The organism is Agromyces sp. GQ35, assembly GCF_059758475.1.
Map to the genome: position 1 here is coordinate 986252 of NZ_JCAXEO010000001.1, position 13860 is coordinate 1000111.

Annotated in this window: 16 protein-coding genes; 5 read left to right on the plus strand and 11 right to left on the minus strand. The window is 68.0% G+C overall.

The genetic code is table 11. From position 1 onward, the window contains the following. Positions 1-6 precede the first annotated feature (6 nt). The 3 genes from AC6CH0_RS04620 to AC6CH0_RS04630 are packed head-to-tail and all read left to right on the plus strand — an operon-like array spanning position 7 to position 2226. Positions 7-930, plus strand: a complete 924-nt coding sequence (locus AC6CH0_RS04620) for a methyltransferase family protein (RefSeq protein ID WP_498098588.1) — start codon at positions 7-9, stop codon at positions 928-930. A 19-nt stretch (positions 931-949) separates the two neighbouring features. Continuing rightward, entirely contained in the window at positions 950-1756 is an 807-nt protein-coding gene (locus tag AC6CH0_RS04625; RefSeq protein WP_498098589.1) for an alpha/beta fold hydrolase, read from the plus strand. Beyond that, entirely contained in the window at positions 1753-2226 is a 474-nt protein-coding gene (locus AC6CH0_RS04630; RefSeq protein ID WP_498098590.1) for a GbsR/MarR family transcriptional regulator, read from the plus strand. Before AC6CH0_RS04625 ends, AC6CH0_RS04630 begins: the two co-directional genes overlap by 4 nt. A gap of 55 nt (positions 2227-2281) precedes the next feature. Here the strand turns inward: AC6CH0_RS04630 and AC6CH0_RS04635 are convergent, their stop codons facing one another. From AC6CH0_RS04635 to AC6CH0_RS04655, 5 genes are all read right to left on the minus strand, one after another. Further along, complete coding sequence (locus AC6CH0_RS04635; protein ID WP_498098591.1) at positions 2282-3046, minus strand: ABC transporter permease; 765 nt, start codon at positions 3044-3046, stop codon at positions 2282-2284. After that, a complete protein-coding gene (locus AC6CH0_RS04640; RefSeq protein WP_498098592.1) occupies positions 3043-3861 on the minus strand; it encodes an ABC transporter ATP-binding protein in 819 nt (272 codons plus the stop codon). Before AC6CH0_RS04640 ends, AC6CH0_RS04635 begins: the two co-directional genes overlap by 4 nt. After that, a complete protein-coding gene (locus AC6CH0_RS04645; protein ID WP_498098593.1) occupies positions 3858-4226 on the minus strand; it encodes a DUF1048 domain-containing protein in 369 nt (122 codons plus the stop codon). Before AC6CH0_RS04645 ends, AC6CH0_RS04640 begins: the two co-directional genes overlap by 4 nt. A gap of 2 nt (positions 4227-4228) precedes the next feature. After that, the gene (locus AC6CH0_RS04650) at positions 4229-4579 is read right to left on the minus strand and encodes a PadR family transcriptional regulator (protein WP_498098594.1); all 351 of its coding nucleotides are present in this window, start codon (positions 4577-4579) and stop codon (positions 4229-4231) included. A gap of 158 nt (positions 4580-4737) precedes the next feature. Continuing rightward, on the minus strand, positions 4738-5355 hold the full coding sequence (locus AC6CH0_RS04655) for a M15 family metallopeptidase (RefSeq protein WP_498098595.1): 618 nt from the start codon (positions 5353-5355) through the stop codon (positions 4738-4740). An 87-nt stretch (positions 5356-5442) separates the two neighbouring features. Here AC6CH0_RS04655 and AC6CH0_RS04660 point away from each other — a divergent pair, with 87 nt between their 5' ends. Both AC6CH0_RS04660 and AC6CH0_RS04665 read left to right on the plus strand, forming a co-directional pair. Next, a complete protein-coding gene (locus tag AC6CH0_RS04660; RefSeq protein ID WP_498098596.1) occupies positions 5443-6144 on the plus strand; it encodes a response regulator transcription factor in 702 nt (233 codons plus the stop codon). A gap of 10 nt (positions 6145-6154) precedes the next feature. Next, entirely contained in the window at positions 6155-7234 is a 1080-nt protein-coding gene (locus tag AC6CH0_RS04665) for a sensor histidine kinase (RefSeq protein ID WP_498098597.1), read from the plus strand. Between the two features lie 3 nt (positions 7235-7237). On the opposite strand, the gene vanX is transcribed toward AC6CH0_RS04665, so the two are convergent. From vanX to AC6CH0_RS04695, 6 genes are all read right to left on the minus strand, one after another. Next, on the minus strand, positions 7238-7846 hold the full coding sequence (gene vanX / locus AC6CH0_RS04670; protein ID WP_498098598.1) for a D-Ala-D-Ala dipeptidase VanX: 609 nt from the start codon (positions 7844-7846) through the stop codon (positions 7238-7240). Then, the gene (gene vanA, locus AC6CH0_RS04675; protein WP_498098599.1) at positions 7843-8883 is read right to left on the minus strand and encodes a D-alanine--(R)-lactate ligase; all 1041 of its coding nucleotides are present in this window, start codon (positions 8881-8883) and stop codon (positions 7843-7845) included. The genes vanX and vanA overlap by 4 nt, the downstream gene beginning before the upstream one ends. Continuing rightward, entirely contained in the window at positions 8876-9856 is a 981-nt protein-coding gene (locus AC6CH0_RS04680; protein WP_498098601.1) for a D-isomer specific 2-hydroxyacid dehydrogenase family protein, read from the minus strand. The genes vanA and AC6CH0_RS04680 overlap by 8 nt, the downstream gene beginning before the upstream one ends. A gap of 84 nt (positions 9857-9940) precedes the next feature. After that, positions 9941-11983, minus strand: coding sequence for a beta-galactosidase (locus AC6CH0_RS04685; RefSeq protein WP_498098602.1), 2043 nt, complete (start codon positions 11981-11983; stop codon positions 9941-9943). Continuing rightward, a complete protein-coding gene (locus AC6CH0_RS04690; RefSeq protein WP_498098603.1) occupies positions 11980-12954 on the minus strand; it encodes an aldo/keto reductase in 975 nt (324 codons plus the stop codon). Before AC6CH0_RS04690 ends, AC6CH0_RS04685 begins: the two co-directional genes overlap by 4 nt. Continuing rightward, positions 12951-13859 carry a carbohydrate ABC transporter permease gene (locus AC6CH0_RS04695; RefSeq protein WP_498098604.1) on the minus strand — a complete coding sequence of 303 codons (909 nt, stop codon included), beginning with the start codon at positions 13857-13859 and terminating at the stop codon, positions 12951-12953. The genes AC6CH0_RS04690 and AC6CH0_RS04695 overlap by 4 nt, the downstream gene beginning before the upstream one ends. Between the last annotated feature and the right edge of the window lies 1 nt (position 13860).

A 13860-nucleotide genomic window follows, 5' to 3' on the forward strand; every position in this document is an offset into this window, starting at 1 on the left:
GCGGCGGTGACCTGGGGCCGCGCGTACTTCGCGGCGCAGGCGATCGCGGGGGCGGCCTGGTGGGTGGGCGTGTTCCTCTCGCCGTTCGTGCGCGAGACCACGCTCGGCGGCCTCGATCCCGTCGTCGTCGCGGCCTTCGACATCCCGTTGTTCGTGGGCGCCTCGGCACTGGCCGCGCTCGGGGCGAGGTGGGCTGCCGTCGTGAGCACCGCATGGACCGTCTTCGTCACCCTCGCCCTCGCGAGCTACGCGACCGTGACGGCCGAAGCCGGCTGGGGCGTGCTCCTGATGGCCGGTGCCACCTGCGGTTCGGTGATCGCGCTGTGCCTGGTGCTGCTCGGACGAGTGCCGACGGAGTGGATCCTCATCGGCCCCTTCGCCTTCCGTCCCGCCAGGATCGAGGTGGGCGCGGCCACTCACGTGGCCGCCACCGCCCTGCAGATCCTCGTGTTCTGGGGGGTGTTCCTCGGAGGGCTCCCGCTCCTGATCTCCGTCTTCGAGCGGTATTGGGGGCTGTCCGCGCCGTTTCCCCCGATCGTCGGCGCCGTCGGTGGCGCCGTCGGTGGCGCCGTGTTCCTGCTCGCAAGCGCGCTCGGCCTCTGGTCGGCGTCCGTGATGTCGACCCGCGGCGGCGGAACACCGCTTCCTGCGGCGATGCCCAATCGGCTCGTCATCGCGGGGCCGTACCGTTTCGTTCGCAACCCGATGGCCATTGCCGGCATCGTGCAGGGCGTCGCAGTCGGCCTCATGCTCGCCTCGTGGCTCGTCGTGGTCTACGCGATCGCCGGCTCGCTGGTCTGGAACTACGTCGTACGTCCTCACGAGGAATCCGACCTCGAGGCTCGTTTCGGCGAGGACTACCGGCGATATCGCTCGGCGGTGCGCTGCTGGTGCCCACGGCTGGCCGGCGGGTGGGTCCCCGCGTCCTGAGTTCAGCTATATTTAGAATATGCTGAATTTAGACCAGCACCTTTCGGTTCCGGGATGCTCCATCGCATTCCACGACTCCGGTGGCGCCGAGCCGGCCGTGCTGTTCCTGCACGGGGCGGGCGCCGATCACGTGATGTTCGCCGATCAGGCCGACGCCGTCGCTGCGGCCGGGCGCAGGGTCGTGCTGCTGGATCTGCGCGGCCACGGCCGATCCCGCCCGAACTCGTCGCCGCTCACCGCGGAAGCGCTCATGGGCGACACCGAGGCGTTGATCGGCGCGCTCCAGCTCGACCGACCCGTGCTCGTCGGCCACTCCCTCGGCGGCAACCTCGCCCAAGCGTTGGTCCGGCGGCATCCCTCTGCCTACTCCGGCCTCGCGGTGCTCGACTCGACGTGGAACACCGGCCCGCTGAGCTGGATGGAGCGGCAGTTGCTCCGCCTCGCGGCGCCCGGTCTCGCCCTCATCCCGGCGAAGCGCCTTCCCCGCATCATGGCCAGGGCTTCGGCGACATCCGACTTCGCCCGACGCGACGCCGAGCGCGCCTTCGGCCAGGTGAGCAAGCCGGAGTTCCTCGAGATCTGGCGAGCGACCACGAGCTTCGTCGACCCCGACGCGTCGTATCGCACGCCGGTGCCGCTGTGCCTGATCCGGGGAGCGGACGACCGCACGGGGAACATCTCGACCGCGATGCCTGCGTGGGCACGCCACGACGACGTCGATGAGCACGTGGTGCCGGACGCCGGCCATATCGTGAGTCAGGACGACCCGGCTTCCGTCACCGCCGAGCTCCTGCGGTTCCTCGCCTCGATCGAGGCCACGCGATGACGTCGGCCGAGGAGCACGAGTTCATCACTGCTGTGGGCGACCTGCTCGCCTCATGGAGCCTGTCGCGAGCGACCGGACGCATCTACGGCGCGCTGCTGCTCGAGGAACATGCGGTCTCACTAGATCGCGTCGCCGAGGTGGTCGGGCTCAGCAAGGGCCAGGTCAGCACATCCACCCGCGAACTCGCAGCCTGGGGCCTCGCCCGCACGATTCCTCAGCGCGGGAGCCGCCGCCTCCTCGTGGAGGCGACTCGCGGACTCGACGCCCTGCTCGAGGCCTCGCATCGCCGGGCTCGGACACTGATCGATGCGCTGCAGCTCGGGCGCGGACTCGTCGCGCAGCAGCCGGTCGCGCAGGGCCGGCTCGACGACATCATCACCCTGTTCGACGGCTACGTCGCCGCGGGCGAACAGATCCTCCGGCACGACGGGGATGCCGCGGCACGACGAATGCCGCCCGCATCCCGGTGAGGGAAGTTGGCGGCATCCGCTGCGTGGTCGTGAGGCCGGCGGACAGTGCTCGACCTCAGCTGACCTTGCGACGGTAGATCGCGATGGCCCAGACATAGGCGACCACGAGGATGCCGACGAGCCAGGCGAGGGCGATCCAGAGTTCGCTGCCGACCGGCTCCTGGGCGAACAGGGCGCGGATGCTGTTCACGATCGACGTCACGGGCTGGTTCTCGGCGAACCAGGCGACCGGGGCGGGCATCGTGTCGGTGGGCACGAATGCCGAGCTGATGAACGGCAGGAAGATCAGCGGGTAGCTGAACGCACTCGCGCCGTCGACGGTCTTCGCCGAGAGGCCGGCGATCACCGCGAGCCAGGTCAGGGCGAGGGTGAACATCACGAGGATGCCGACGACGGCGAGCCAGGCGCCCACGGATGCTCCGGTGCGGAACCCCATGATGAAGGCGACGCCGATGACGATCGCGATCGAGATCAGGTTCGACACGAGCGACGTGAGCACGTGGGCCCAGAGCACGCTCGACCGCGCGATCGGCATCGACTGGAAGCGTTCGAAGATGCCGCCCTGCATGTCGAGGAAGAGCCGGTACGCGGTGTAGGCGATGCCCGACGCGATCGTGATCAGCAGGATGCCGGGGAGCATGTAGTTGATGTACGACTCGTCTGAGCCGGTGTTGATCGCGCCGCCGAGCACGTACACGAAGAGCAGCATCAGCGCGATCGGGGTGACCGCGGTGGTGATGATCGTGTCGGGACTGCGGAGGATGTGGGTCAGCGAGCGACCGGTGAGAACCCGGGTGTCGCTGAGGACGTGGGTGGTCATCGTGCTTCCTTTCCTGCGGGCACTGCACCGTCGGTGCGGGCATCGGCGGTATCGGTCTCGCCGGTCTCCCCGACGAGGGCGAGGAACACGTCCTCGAGGGAGGGCTGCTTCTCGATGTACTCGACCTTGGCGGCCGGGAGGAGTTGCTTGAGTTCGGCGAGCGTGCCGTTCTGGATGATCGTGCCCTTGTGGAGGATCGCGATCCGGTCGGCGAGCTGCTCGGCCTCATCGAGGTACTGCGTGGTCAGCAGCACGGTCGTGCCGCCCGCGGCGAGCTCCTTGACCGTCTGCCACACCTCGATGCGCGCCTGCGGGTCGAGTCCCGTGGTCGGCTCGTCGAGGAAGATGATCGGCGGATCGCCGATCAGGCTCATCGAGATGTCGAGCCGGCGGCGCATGCCTCCCGAGTAGGTGCCGGCCCTGCGGCCGCCTGCTTCGGTGAGCGAGAAGCGGGCGAGCAGCTCGTCGGCGATCGCCCCCGGGTCTTTCAGGTGCCGGAGCTTCGCGATCAGCACGAGGTTCTCGCGGCCGGTGAGCACTTCATCGACCGCTGCGAACTGGCCGGTGAGGCTGATCGACTCGCGAACATCGCCGGCATTCGCCGCGACATCGAAGCCGTGCACCGTCGCGGCGCCCGCGTCGGCCTTCAGCAGCGTGGACAGGATGCGGACGAGCGTGGTCTTGCCGGCGCCGTTCGAGCCGAGCAGCGCGAAGATGCTGCCCGCCTTCACGTCGAAGTCCACACCCCGCAACACGTGCAGGTCGTTGAACGACTTCTCGATGCCCCGCACGCTGATGGCTGGTGCCGTGGTCATTTCCGTTCCTCTCGTTCTGCGTCGTCGATCGCCTTGGTGAGGCGAGCGCGCTCCTTATCGATCCACCGCTTGCCGGTGTAGGCCAGTGCGAACGCCTCGGCGAACTCGACCGGGTCGTCGCCGACGATCTCGCGCACCGGCGTGCCGTCGGTCGCGGCTCGGTCCCAGAGGTCGGCGAGGTCGCCGATCATCAGCGCCATGGTGTCGCCGTCAGTCACGTCGCCCCGGTAGAGGAGGTAGCGATGCACGGCGTTCGCCGCGGCAGCGTACGGTGCCGGCAGGTCGTCCATGCGGGCCTTGGCCTGCTTGTACTGCTTCTTCTGCTCGAGCGAGCCGGTGACGGCTTCGATCCACTTGGCAGCCATGACTACTCTCCTTCTTCGTTCGTGCGGTCGATGCGGTTGCGGAGCTGTTCGATGCGTTCGGCGAGGAAGCCCCAGGTGACCCAGAACTCCTCGAGGTACTCGCTGCCCGATGCGTTCAGCGTGTAGACCTTGCGCGGCGGGCCCTTCTCTGACGGGACCTTCTCGACGTCGACGAAGCCGCGCTGTTCGATCCTGACCAGCAGGGCGTATACGGTGCCTTCGGCGATGTCGGAGAAGCCCTGGTCGCGGAGTCGTGCGGTGATCTCATAGCCGTATGCCGGCTGGACTGCCAGGATCGCGAGCACGATGCCCTCGAGCGTGCCCTTCAGCATCTCGGTCGTCTGCTTGCCCATGGAACCCCTCCTTTCACTACTCGGTGTGGGTGAGTACTAGTACTCGGTGATGTTGACTACTGGTACATAGTAATCACAGGTACCGGTAGATAGCAACACTGAATAGCAAAGAAGTCCCCCGCGTTCCGAACGCGGGGACTCGAGCGGCAGAACGCCGATCAGTGCTGCATCCTGGGGTCCTCCGTGGGGTCGGCGTACATCGCCGGGCAGCCCTGATCGACGGCCTCGGGGAGCAATTCGTAGTGCCAGGGCTCGTTCGCGTAGACCTGGCAGAGTCCGTACGCCGCACCGTATTGCGACAACCAGTACGTGGCGTCGAACGGGCCGACGTCGACCGCGTCGCCCGACACGTGGGCGGATGCCTCGGGCGTGGCCACCCATCGGGCGGCTTCCTCAGCCGACCCGTACGTCGAGACCGCCTCGCGAAGCAGCTGATCCTGATACGCCGGGGAACGCCAGCCGTCGACGATGAGGAACTCGATGCCCTCCTCGGCGGCAGCGGCCGCCGACGCATCGCGGAGTGCCTGCACGAGGGCAGGGTCGAGATTGGCGATGCCGGCGTAGGCGCCGTCGTCGAGCGTCGCGCCGTCTGGCAGGACGCCGTCGGCTTCGGTCGCCGCACCACCGTGGAGCATCTCGCCGAAGGAGCGCGCGGCCGATGACCCCGGTTGCGCGGCGAGCACCCCGACGATCACCGCGGCGACGACGACCATCACGACGACGGTCAGACCGAGAAGCCGGCGGAATCGGGCGCGTGCTGCTGTCTGGTGACTCATGCTGCCAGTCAAGACAGCGTGGTGTTCCCAGCCCGTATCCGGTTCTCGATACGCCCACGATATGCGCCGGCTCCTAGCATGGGCATCATGCGCGTGCTGGTGGTGGAGGATGAGCCCTACATGGCAGAGGCCATCCGCGATGGGCTGCGCCTCGAAGCGATCGCGGCCGACATCGCCGGCGACGGGCACACTGCGCTCGAACTGCTGAGCATCAACTCCTACGACATCGCCGTGCTCGACCGCGACATCCCTGGGCCGTCCGGGGACGAGATCGCCGAACGCATCGTCGCCTCCGGGAGCGGGATGCCGATCCTCATGCTCACCGCCGCCGACCGACTCGATGACAAGGCCACGGGGTTCGGGCTCGGCGCCGACGACTACCTCACCAAGCCGTTCGAGCTGCGAGAACTCGTGCTGAGGCTGAGGGCGCTCGACCGCAGACGGGCGCACAACCGCCCGCCCGTGCGGGAGATCGCCGGCCTGCGCCTGGATCCGTTCCGCCGCGAGGTCTTTCGCGACGACCGCTACGTCGCGCTCACGAGAAAGCAGTTCGCCGTGCTCGAGGTGCTCGTCGCCGCCGAGGGCGGGGTGATCAGTGCCGAGGAGCTGCTCGAACGGGCCTGGGACGAGAACGCCGACCCGTTCACCAACGCGGTGCGCATCACCGTCTCGGCCCTGCGCAAACGCCTCGGCGAACCCTGGCTGATCGCCACGGTGGCCGGCGTCGGCTATCGCATCGACGTCGGACCAGACGCCGGCCCCGGCGCCGGGGGAGTCGAGCGTGGCTAGGGCGCCGGGCATGAGCGTGCGTCTCAAACTCACGCTCAGCTATGCCGGCTTCCTCATGCTCGCGGGCGCCCTGCTCCTCCTCATGGTGTGGGTGTTCCTCCTCCGCTACGTGCCCGCCAAGGCGGCGTTGACCATCGACGGATTCGTTCCCGGGCGCGACGACCTGATCCGCGCCTTCGCTCCGGCGGCCGGCGCGGCACTCGTCGCCCTGCTGGTGTTCGGCCTCGTAGGCGGGTGGTTCCTCGCCGGCCGCATGCTCGTGCCCTTGGCCCGCATCACGGACGCCACCCGGAGGGCCGCGAACGGGTCGCTCTCGTACCGCATCGAGCTCGACGGCCGCAACGACGAATTCCGCGAGCTCGCCGACAGCTTCGATGCCATGCTCGCGCGGCTCGAGGCGCACGTCGCCGAACAGCAGCGGTTCGCCGCGAACGCCTCGCATGAGCTGCGCACGCCGCTGGCGATCACCCAGACCCTGCTCGAGGTCGCCCGCAACGACCCCAAGGGCGTCACGGGCGAACTCGCCGAACGCCTCCTCGCCATCAACGCCCGGGCGATCGACCTCACCGAAGCGCTGCTCCTCCTCAGCCGGGCCGACCAGCGGTCGTTCAGCCGAGAGCGCGTCGACCTGTCGCTCCTCGCGGAGGAGGCGACCGAATCGCTCCTGCCGCTCGCGGAGCAGCACGGCGTCACCATCGAGACCTCCGGGGAGATCACCCCGACCGTCGGCTCGCCCGCGCTCCTGCTGCAGCTGACGACGAACCTCCTGCACAACGCCATCGTGCACAACCTGCCCGAGCACGGCACGGTGCACATCCACAGCGCCGCGGGCGCCGAGTTCGTCACGCTCACGATCGCCAACACCGGCGAGCTGCTCAGCCCACAGCTCGTCTCGACGCTCACCGAGCCGTTCCAGCGCGGCACCGAGCGCGTTCGCACCCACCACGCAGGGGTCGGTCTCGGCCTGGCGATCGTCAAGAGCATCACCCAGGCGCACGATGGAGTTCTCTCGATCGCGCCGCTCGCCGCCGGTGGGCTCCGCGTCTCGGTGCAGTTGCCCGCCGCGCCGCCTCCGCCTCGTGTCGCGTGACCACTACCCGATCGGGAAATCGAAGTAGGTGTCGGGAAACGGTTCGTCCCGCAGCGTGTAGTGCCACCACTCGGTCGGGTAGGGGCTGAATCCGGAGTCCTCCATGACCGAGCGCAGGTGCCGGCGGTTTCGCGCTTCGGCTCCCCGGATCCCATCGGCGTCGTGATGTGAGACCGAGTCCATCAGATCGTGGTCGCCGCCCATGGCGACGAGTTCACCGGTCTCCAGGTCGAAGAGCGTCAGGTCCACGGTGCTGCCCCGACTGTGGCCCGACCGGGCGGCCACGTAGCCGAGCTCGAACATCTCGGACCGGTCGATGTTCGGATAGTGCCGGCGCTTCGTTCGGCCGTCCTCCGCCTGCCGTGACCAGCGCAGAAAGCCGTCGACGGCTCGCTGGGGTCGATATCCATCCCACAGGAGCACGCCGAAACCCAGCGCTGCTGCCTTCTCGCGCGCGCACTCCAGTGCTCCGCACAGCGCGCGAGTGCCGACGATGCGATTGGCGGCGTATCCGTCGACCGGCTTGCCGGTGAAGTTGTCCCACGTCGCGTACTTCGCATCCCACCGGATCCCCGGCACCAGCTCATCCACGAAGACGAACTCGTCGATCATCGGCGTTCTCCGTTCAGTGCGAACGCCACCAGCCGGTCGATGACCCTGCCGAGGGGGATCCCCGCTGCCGCCATCATTCGCGGATACCGGCTGTACGAGGTCATGCCGGGGAATGTGTTGACCTCGTTGAGCACGACCTGTCCGTCATCCGTCAGGAACATGTCGACCCGCGACAGCCCCCGGCAACCCAGCGCCCGGTAGATCGCCTTCGCCGTCTGCTGCACGAGCAGGCGCGTCTCTGCGGGGATGTCGGCGGGAACGACCACGGTCGAGTTCTCGGAGCGGATCTCGGGCGCGTTCTCCTGGTGGATCCTGAAGAACCCGTGCGACAGCCGGATCTGGTCCACCTCGCCGACGATCAGCCCCGTGTCGGTCTCGAGCACGGCGCATCCGATCTCACTGCCGAGCACCGCCTCCTCGACCAGCACCTTCGAGTCGTACTGCCGCGCGTCGTCGACCGCGCCCGGCAGGTCTTCCCGGCGGTCCACACGACTGACCCCGAAGGAGGACCCCGATCGGGCCGGCTTCACGAAGACGGGGTACGTCAGGCGTTCGGCGTCGACATGCCCGTCGGCCGTCACCGTCCAGAACTTCGGCGCGGCGATTCCCGCGCTGCGAACGACGAGGTAGGCGAGCGACTTGTCCATGCACAGCGCCGAGCTCTGGATGTCGCATCCCACGTAGGGGATTCCGGAGAGTTCCAGCAAGCCCTGGATGGCGCCGTCCTCGCCGAGCGTGCCGTGCAAGACGGGCAGCACCACGTCCACGCGGATCGTCTCGAGCCGCCCCTCCGACTGCACGAGCAACCCGTGCACTCCTCGGTCGGGCGAGAGCGAGGTCGAACGGAAGGCGCTGTTCTCCCAGTCGGGTCCGGGGCTCTCGCAGAGCCGCCATTCGCCACTCGTCGTGATGCCGACGAAGAGCGGCTCGTACGCATCTGGGTCGAGGTTTCGGGCGACCTCCTGCGCCGACTTGACCGAGACGGGGTGTTCTTCCGAGGCGCCTCCGAAGAGGATCGCGATCTTCAACTTATCCATGCTGCCGTCCTCCGAATGCAACGCAATTGCGAATGGTGTTCGTGATCGTGTCGTGCAGGGCCTGCTCCGTGTAATAGGCGGTGTGCGGCGTGATGAGCACGTTGGGCAGCGCCTGCAGCCGCAGAAAGAGCGGGCTCTCGATCGGCCGGTTCCGGCGGTCGGCGTAGAAGATGCCCTCCTCGTCTTCGACCACGTCGAGCGCGGCGCCGCCGAGCCTGCCGCTCTCCAACGCTGCGACGAGCGCCTCGGTGTCGATGAGCGAGCCTCGGCCCGTGTTGACGACGATCGCGCCGGGCTTCATCCGCTCGAATCGCTCACGGTTCAGCAGATGTCTCGTCTCCGCAGTGAGGGGCGTATGCAGTGTCAGGATGTCGCTGCGCTCGAGCAACTCGTCGAGGGTGACGGAGCCCGCGGGCGTCGTGGGGCTGCGGTCGTGGGCGAGCACGAGGCATCCGAAGCCCTGCAATCTGTTCATGACGGCCGCGCCGATGCGACCGGTGCCGACGACGCCGACCGTCAGGTCGCGAAGCTCCCTGCCCCGAGTGGCATTCAGTCGGAAGTCGTGCGCTTCTGCGCGAGTGACGATCGATCGCGCGTTCCGCACGGCCATGAGCATCAACATGAGGGTGAAGTCGGCGACACTGTCGGGTGAGTACTCGACGCCCTCGACGGCGATGCCGACGCTCCGCGCGAAATCCACGTCGATGTGGTTGCGCCCGGCGCTTCTCGTCGAGATGTATGCGACCCCGGCGTCGCTCAGCAAGCGGAGCGTGGAGTTGGCCACGGGCGTCTTGTGGCCGACGCTGATGCAGCGATTCCCGAACGCCAGCCCGACATTGTCTTCGGCCACCGCGGCATCGATGATCGTCGGGATGACCCCGAAACGAGGCGCCACCTCACGGAACGCGGCGGCCTCATCGGGCCCGCATCCGTACACCGAGATGCCGGTTCGGGCGTGTATGCGGTAGGCCATGCCTCCAGTCAAGGCAGCCGGCTGTTGTCACGGCGTATCCGGATTCCGATACGCCCGCGATACGCCCCCGCGACCGGGCCTGCCCTACCGGGTCTCCTCCACGACCATGACCTCGCCGGCGGGCACGGTGATCGGCGCGTCATGGGCGATGCCGGTCAGCAGGTCTTTGCCGCGGGCCTGCACCGACCGCGGCACGTCGCTGTGGTTGATGGCGAAGAGGTACGAACCGGAGACTCCGACCCGACGCACGACCTCGAGGCCGGTTTCGGCCTCGGCGATCGGGTGGAGCCCGGCGAGTTCGACCAGCTCGTCGACGAGGGCGAGCAGGCCTTCGTCGTTCGGTCGGGTGGCCAGATACGTCGCCGTGCCCGAACCCTGGCGATTGCGCGTCAGCGCGGGCACCCCGCTCAGTTCGCCCGTGGTGTATGCAGCAAGAACCTCGGCGCCTCGCACCTCGAGCAGTTCCGTCCAGGCGCCGGCCGACCACCCGTTGTCCAGCGTGACCGACTCATCGGGCACCAGCGGGAAGAACTCGTCGACGAAGATGCCCAGCACTTCGCGGAATGCCCCGGAATAGCCGCCCGCGATCACGCGACCGTGCTCGTCGACGATTCCGGAGAGATAGCTGATCAGGGCATGACCACCGGCGTCGACGAACTCCGTCACCGCCGACGCCGTCCTGGCGTCGGCGAGGAAGAGGGTCGGCACGACGAGCAGGTCGAAGTGATCGAAACGGTCGTGTGGGTGGATCACCTCGACGGCGATCCCGCGAGCTGTCAGCGCACGATGGATCGCGACGGGCAGGTCGATGTAGTCGATCGTCTGCGAGCCCTTGCGAGTCGAGCGCCATGCGTACGCGGCATCCTGGTCAAAGAGGATGGCGACGCGACCGCGCTCGACGGTCGTCCCGACGGCCGGTGCGAGCGCTCGCAGTGAGGCGCCCAGACGCTCCACTTCGCGAAAGACCTTCGAATCGGCGCCCGAGTGGGTCAGGATGCCGGAGTGGAACTGCTCCGCTCCAGCGGTCGACATGCGCCACTGGAAGAACAGCGCGCCGTCGGCGCCCCGAGCGATGTGGGCCAGGCTGTGCCGAGTCAGTTCTCCCGCCGACTTCGCGCGATTGACCTGCTGCCAGTTCACCGCGCTGGTCGAGTGCTCGATCAGCAGCCAGGGTCGCCCGCCGCTCATCCCGCGGACCCGGTCGCCACTGAAAGCGAGTTCGGTGTGGCGGTGGGGGTTGGTCGAGATCGTGTAGTGGTCGTTCGCGACGACATCGACCTCCTTCGCCCAGCGCGCGTAGTCATCGACGCCCGGGTTGTTCATGACCATGAAGTTGGTCGTGATCGGAGTGTGCGGAGTGAGCTCGCGAAGCAGGTCCCGCTCGGCGCGGTAGTGGCCGAGCAGGGCATCGGAGGTGAACCGCTCGAAGTCGAGCAGGAGCCCCGGGTTGTGGTGGGTGCGGGCATGTCGAGGCGGGAGCACCTGGTCGAACGAGGTGTAGTGGTGCCCCCAGAATGCGGTGCCCCACGCGGCGTTGAGCGCCTCGGTATCGGAGTACTTCTCGACGAGCCAGGCCTGCCACGCGACCGCGGTCTCGTCGCTGTAGCACCGCGCGTTCTCATTGCCGATCTCATTGCTGACGTGCCAGAGCCTGAGCGCCGGGTGCGTTCCGTATCGCTCGGCGAGCGCGCGCACCATCCGCAGGGCGTAGCGCCTGAACGTGGCGGAGCTCGGGCTCCACGCGAGCCGGCCGCCCTGCGATGTGCGTACGCCGAACTCATCGACCGTCGCGATCTCGGGATGCGCCCGCATCAACCACATCGGAGGGGCAGCGGTGGGCGTGGCGAGGTTCACACCCACGCCGTTCTCGTGCAGAAGGTCCATGACCCGATCGAGCCATCCCCACTGGAACTCGCCGTCGGCGGTCTCGAGCAGCCCCCAGGAGAAGACGCCGAGATTGACGGAGTTGACGCCCGCGCGGCGCATGAGGGCGACGTCCTCCAACCACACGTCTTCGGGCCACTGCTCGGGGCTGTAGTCGCCCCCCAGCGCGAATCCGTCGGCGATCCAGGGGAACTGCTTCGGCTCCGGCAGGTCGGCGGAGTGGGAGGTGAACTGCGTGGTCATTTCGTGAAGGTCTCTCGTAGTGCGGTCGGAAATTCATCCCAATCGGAAGGTCCGGGCGGATCCTGCCAGACCTCCGGGCTCGGCCGGAGGCTCTCCAGGCGGGCCCAGAGCCCGTCGGGAATGGGGTGAGCGGCGAGGGCCATGGTGCGCTCGAGTTGGGCGGGCGAATTGATGCCGACGACCGTGGACGAGACACGCGGGTCGCGCATGCTGAACTGCAGGGCCGCGGCGGCGAGGGGCGCTCCAGCCTCGGCCGCGGCTCGACCCATTGCGTCGATCGCGTCGATCATCGCCGGCGGAGCGGGTCGGTACGCATACGACGTCGCCGGGGCCGGCCACTTGGCCAGCGGCGCCGACCCGTAGGGCGCGGCGTTGAACACCGTGACGCCGGCCCCGGACGCGAGGTCGAGCAGGCGGTCGGCGGAGCGGTCGACGAGTGTGAACCGGTTGTGCGTGATGACGGCATCGAAGAGGCCCGATTCGACGTACTTCTCGAGCATGCGGGCGGGGCCGCCGGAGATTCCGATGCGCGCGGCGCTCCCCTCGGCCTTCATGCGCACGAGCGCCTCGACGGCGCCGCCTGCGGAGAACGCTTCGGCGTAGGTCATCGACTCCGGGTCGTGCAGGTAGAGCAGGGGGATGACGTCGATTCCCAGCCGCTCGCGCGATTCGTCGAGCGAGCGGCGCATACGATCGCCGGAGAAGACGCCAGTGACCGGGTCGCGGTCGAGTTTGGTGGCGATGGTCACCCCCTCGGGAACCCCACCGCGGTGACGGATGGCGTCGCCGATGAGGCGCTCACTCAGACCGCCGCTGTACTCGTTCGACGTGTCGATGACACGCAGAACGGGTGCGGTGGCGCCATCGAACACCGCCGCGAGCGCGGCAGCCGGGTCGTCCCCCCGTGCGACGGCGGAAGCGAATGCGGACGTGCCGAGAGTCAGTGCAGAGAGATCGGTCGCCACGGTCATCCCTTCAGGCTGCCGCTGATGAGGTCGAGCTTCCAATAGCGCTGCAGGAACAGCATGATCGCGATGAGCGGGATGACCGACACCAGGGCGCCCATGATGGCGAGGCTGTACAGCGCCGGCGACCCGGTTCCGCGGTTGAGGAGCAGGTAGAGCCCGGTCGTCAGTGGGAACTTCGACTCGTCGCTCAGCATGATGAACGGCAGCAGGAAGTTGTTCCAGATGCCGATGAACTGCAGCATGAACACCGTCACCAAGCCGGGCACCATGATGGGTAGAGCGACCGAACGGAACGTGCGGAACTCGCTCGCGCCGTCGATCCGAGCCGCCTCGACGAGTTCCTCGGCAACCGAGCCCTGCGCGTAGATGCACGCGAGGTAGATGCCGAACGGGTTGATGACACTCGGCAGCAGCACCGACCAGTACGTGTTCGCCAGACCGACTTCCGACATCAACAGGTACTGGGGGATCGCCAGGGTGATCTGCGGTAGCAGCACGCCCGCCAGCAGCACGGCGAACACGAGTTGCCGGCCGCGGAACCGATAGCGCGCGAGGGCGTACCCGGCCGACGCGGAGACCAGTGTGGACAGCAGGGCCCCGCCGCCGGCGAAGATGAGGCTGTTGCCCGCCCACTGCCAGAACTGGCCACCCCCGTAGGTCGACAGGTCCGCGAGGTTGTCGAGGAACCCGGTGCCCGGAATGAACGAGAACGTGGTGAACAACTCACCGGGCGTCTTCGAACTCGCGGTGATCACCCACACCAGGGGAATCAGGGTGTACAGGGCGCCGATGAGCAGCAGCACGGTCGGGATGACCCGGGCGTCTCGACGGCGGCGGGAGGGTTGCGACGAAGTGGGGACGACACGGACATCGCGGCGGTCGCGAGTGGGTTGGAGTGTTGTGGTCATG

Bases quoted from the DNA above. Each gene is read 5' to 3' on its own strand.
- AC6CH0_RS04640 (WP_498098592.1), bottom strand. From the start codon at position 3,861: ATGACCACGGCACCAGCCATCAGCGTGCGGGGCATCGAGAAGTCGTTC.
- AC6CH0_RS04630 (WP_498098590.1), top strand. From the start codon at position 1,753: ATGACGTCGGCCGAGGAGCACGAGTTCATCACTGCTGTGGGCGACCTG.
- AC6CH0_RS04695 (WP_498098604.1), bottom strand. From the start codon at position 13,859: ATGACCACAACACTCCAACCCACTCGCGACCGCCGCGATGTCCGTGTC.
- AC6CH0_RS04660 (WP_498098596.1), top strand. From the start codon at position 5,443: ATGCGCGTGCTGGTGGTGGAGGATGAGCCCTACATGGCAGAGGCCATC.
- AC6CH0_RS04625 (WP_498098589.1), top strand. From the start codon at position 950: ATGCTGAATTTAGACCAGCACCTTTCGGTTCCGGGATGCTCCATCGCA.
- AC6CH0_RS04645 (WP_498098593.1), bottom strand. From the start codon at position 4,226: ATGGCTGCCAAGTGGATCGAAGCCGTCACCGGCTCGCTCGAGCAGAAG.
- AC6CH0_RS04680 (WP_498098601.1), bottom strand. From the start codon at position 9,856: ATGGCCTACCGCATACACGCCCGAACCGGCATCTCGGTGTACGGATGC.
- AC6CH0_RS04690 (WP_498098603.1), bottom strand. From the start codon at position 12,954: ATGACCGTGGCGACCGATCTCTCTGCACTGACTCTCGGCACGTCCGCA.
- vanA (WP_498098599.1), bottom strand. From the start codon at position 8,883: ATGGATAAGTTGAAGATCGCGATCCTCTTCGGAGGCGCCTCGGAAGAA.
- AC6CH0_RS04665 (WP_498098597.1), top strand. From the start codon at position 6,155: ATGAGCGTGCGTCTCAAACTCACGCTCAGCTATGCCGGCTTCCTCATG.
- AC6CH0_RS04650 (WP_498098594.1), bottom strand. From the start codon at position 4,579: ATGGGCAAGCAGACGACCGAGATGCTGAAGGGCACGCTCGAGGGCATC.
- vanX (WP_498098598.1), bottom strand. From the start codon at position 7,846: ATGATCGACGAGTTCGTCTTCGTGGATGAGCTGGTGCCGGGGATCCGG.
- AC6CH0_RS04655 (WP_498098595.1), bottom strand. From the start codon at position 5,355: ATGAGTCACCAGACAGCAGCACGCGCCCGATTCCGCCGGCTTCTCGGT.
- AC6CH0_RS04685 (WP_498098602.1), bottom strand. From the start codon at position 11,983: ATGACCACGCAGTTCACCTCCCACTCCGCCGACCTGCCGGAGCCGAAG.
- AC6CH0_RS04635 (WP_498098591.1), bottom strand. From the start codon at position 3,046: ATGACCACCCACGTCCTCAGCGACACCCGGGTTCTCACCGGTCGCTCG.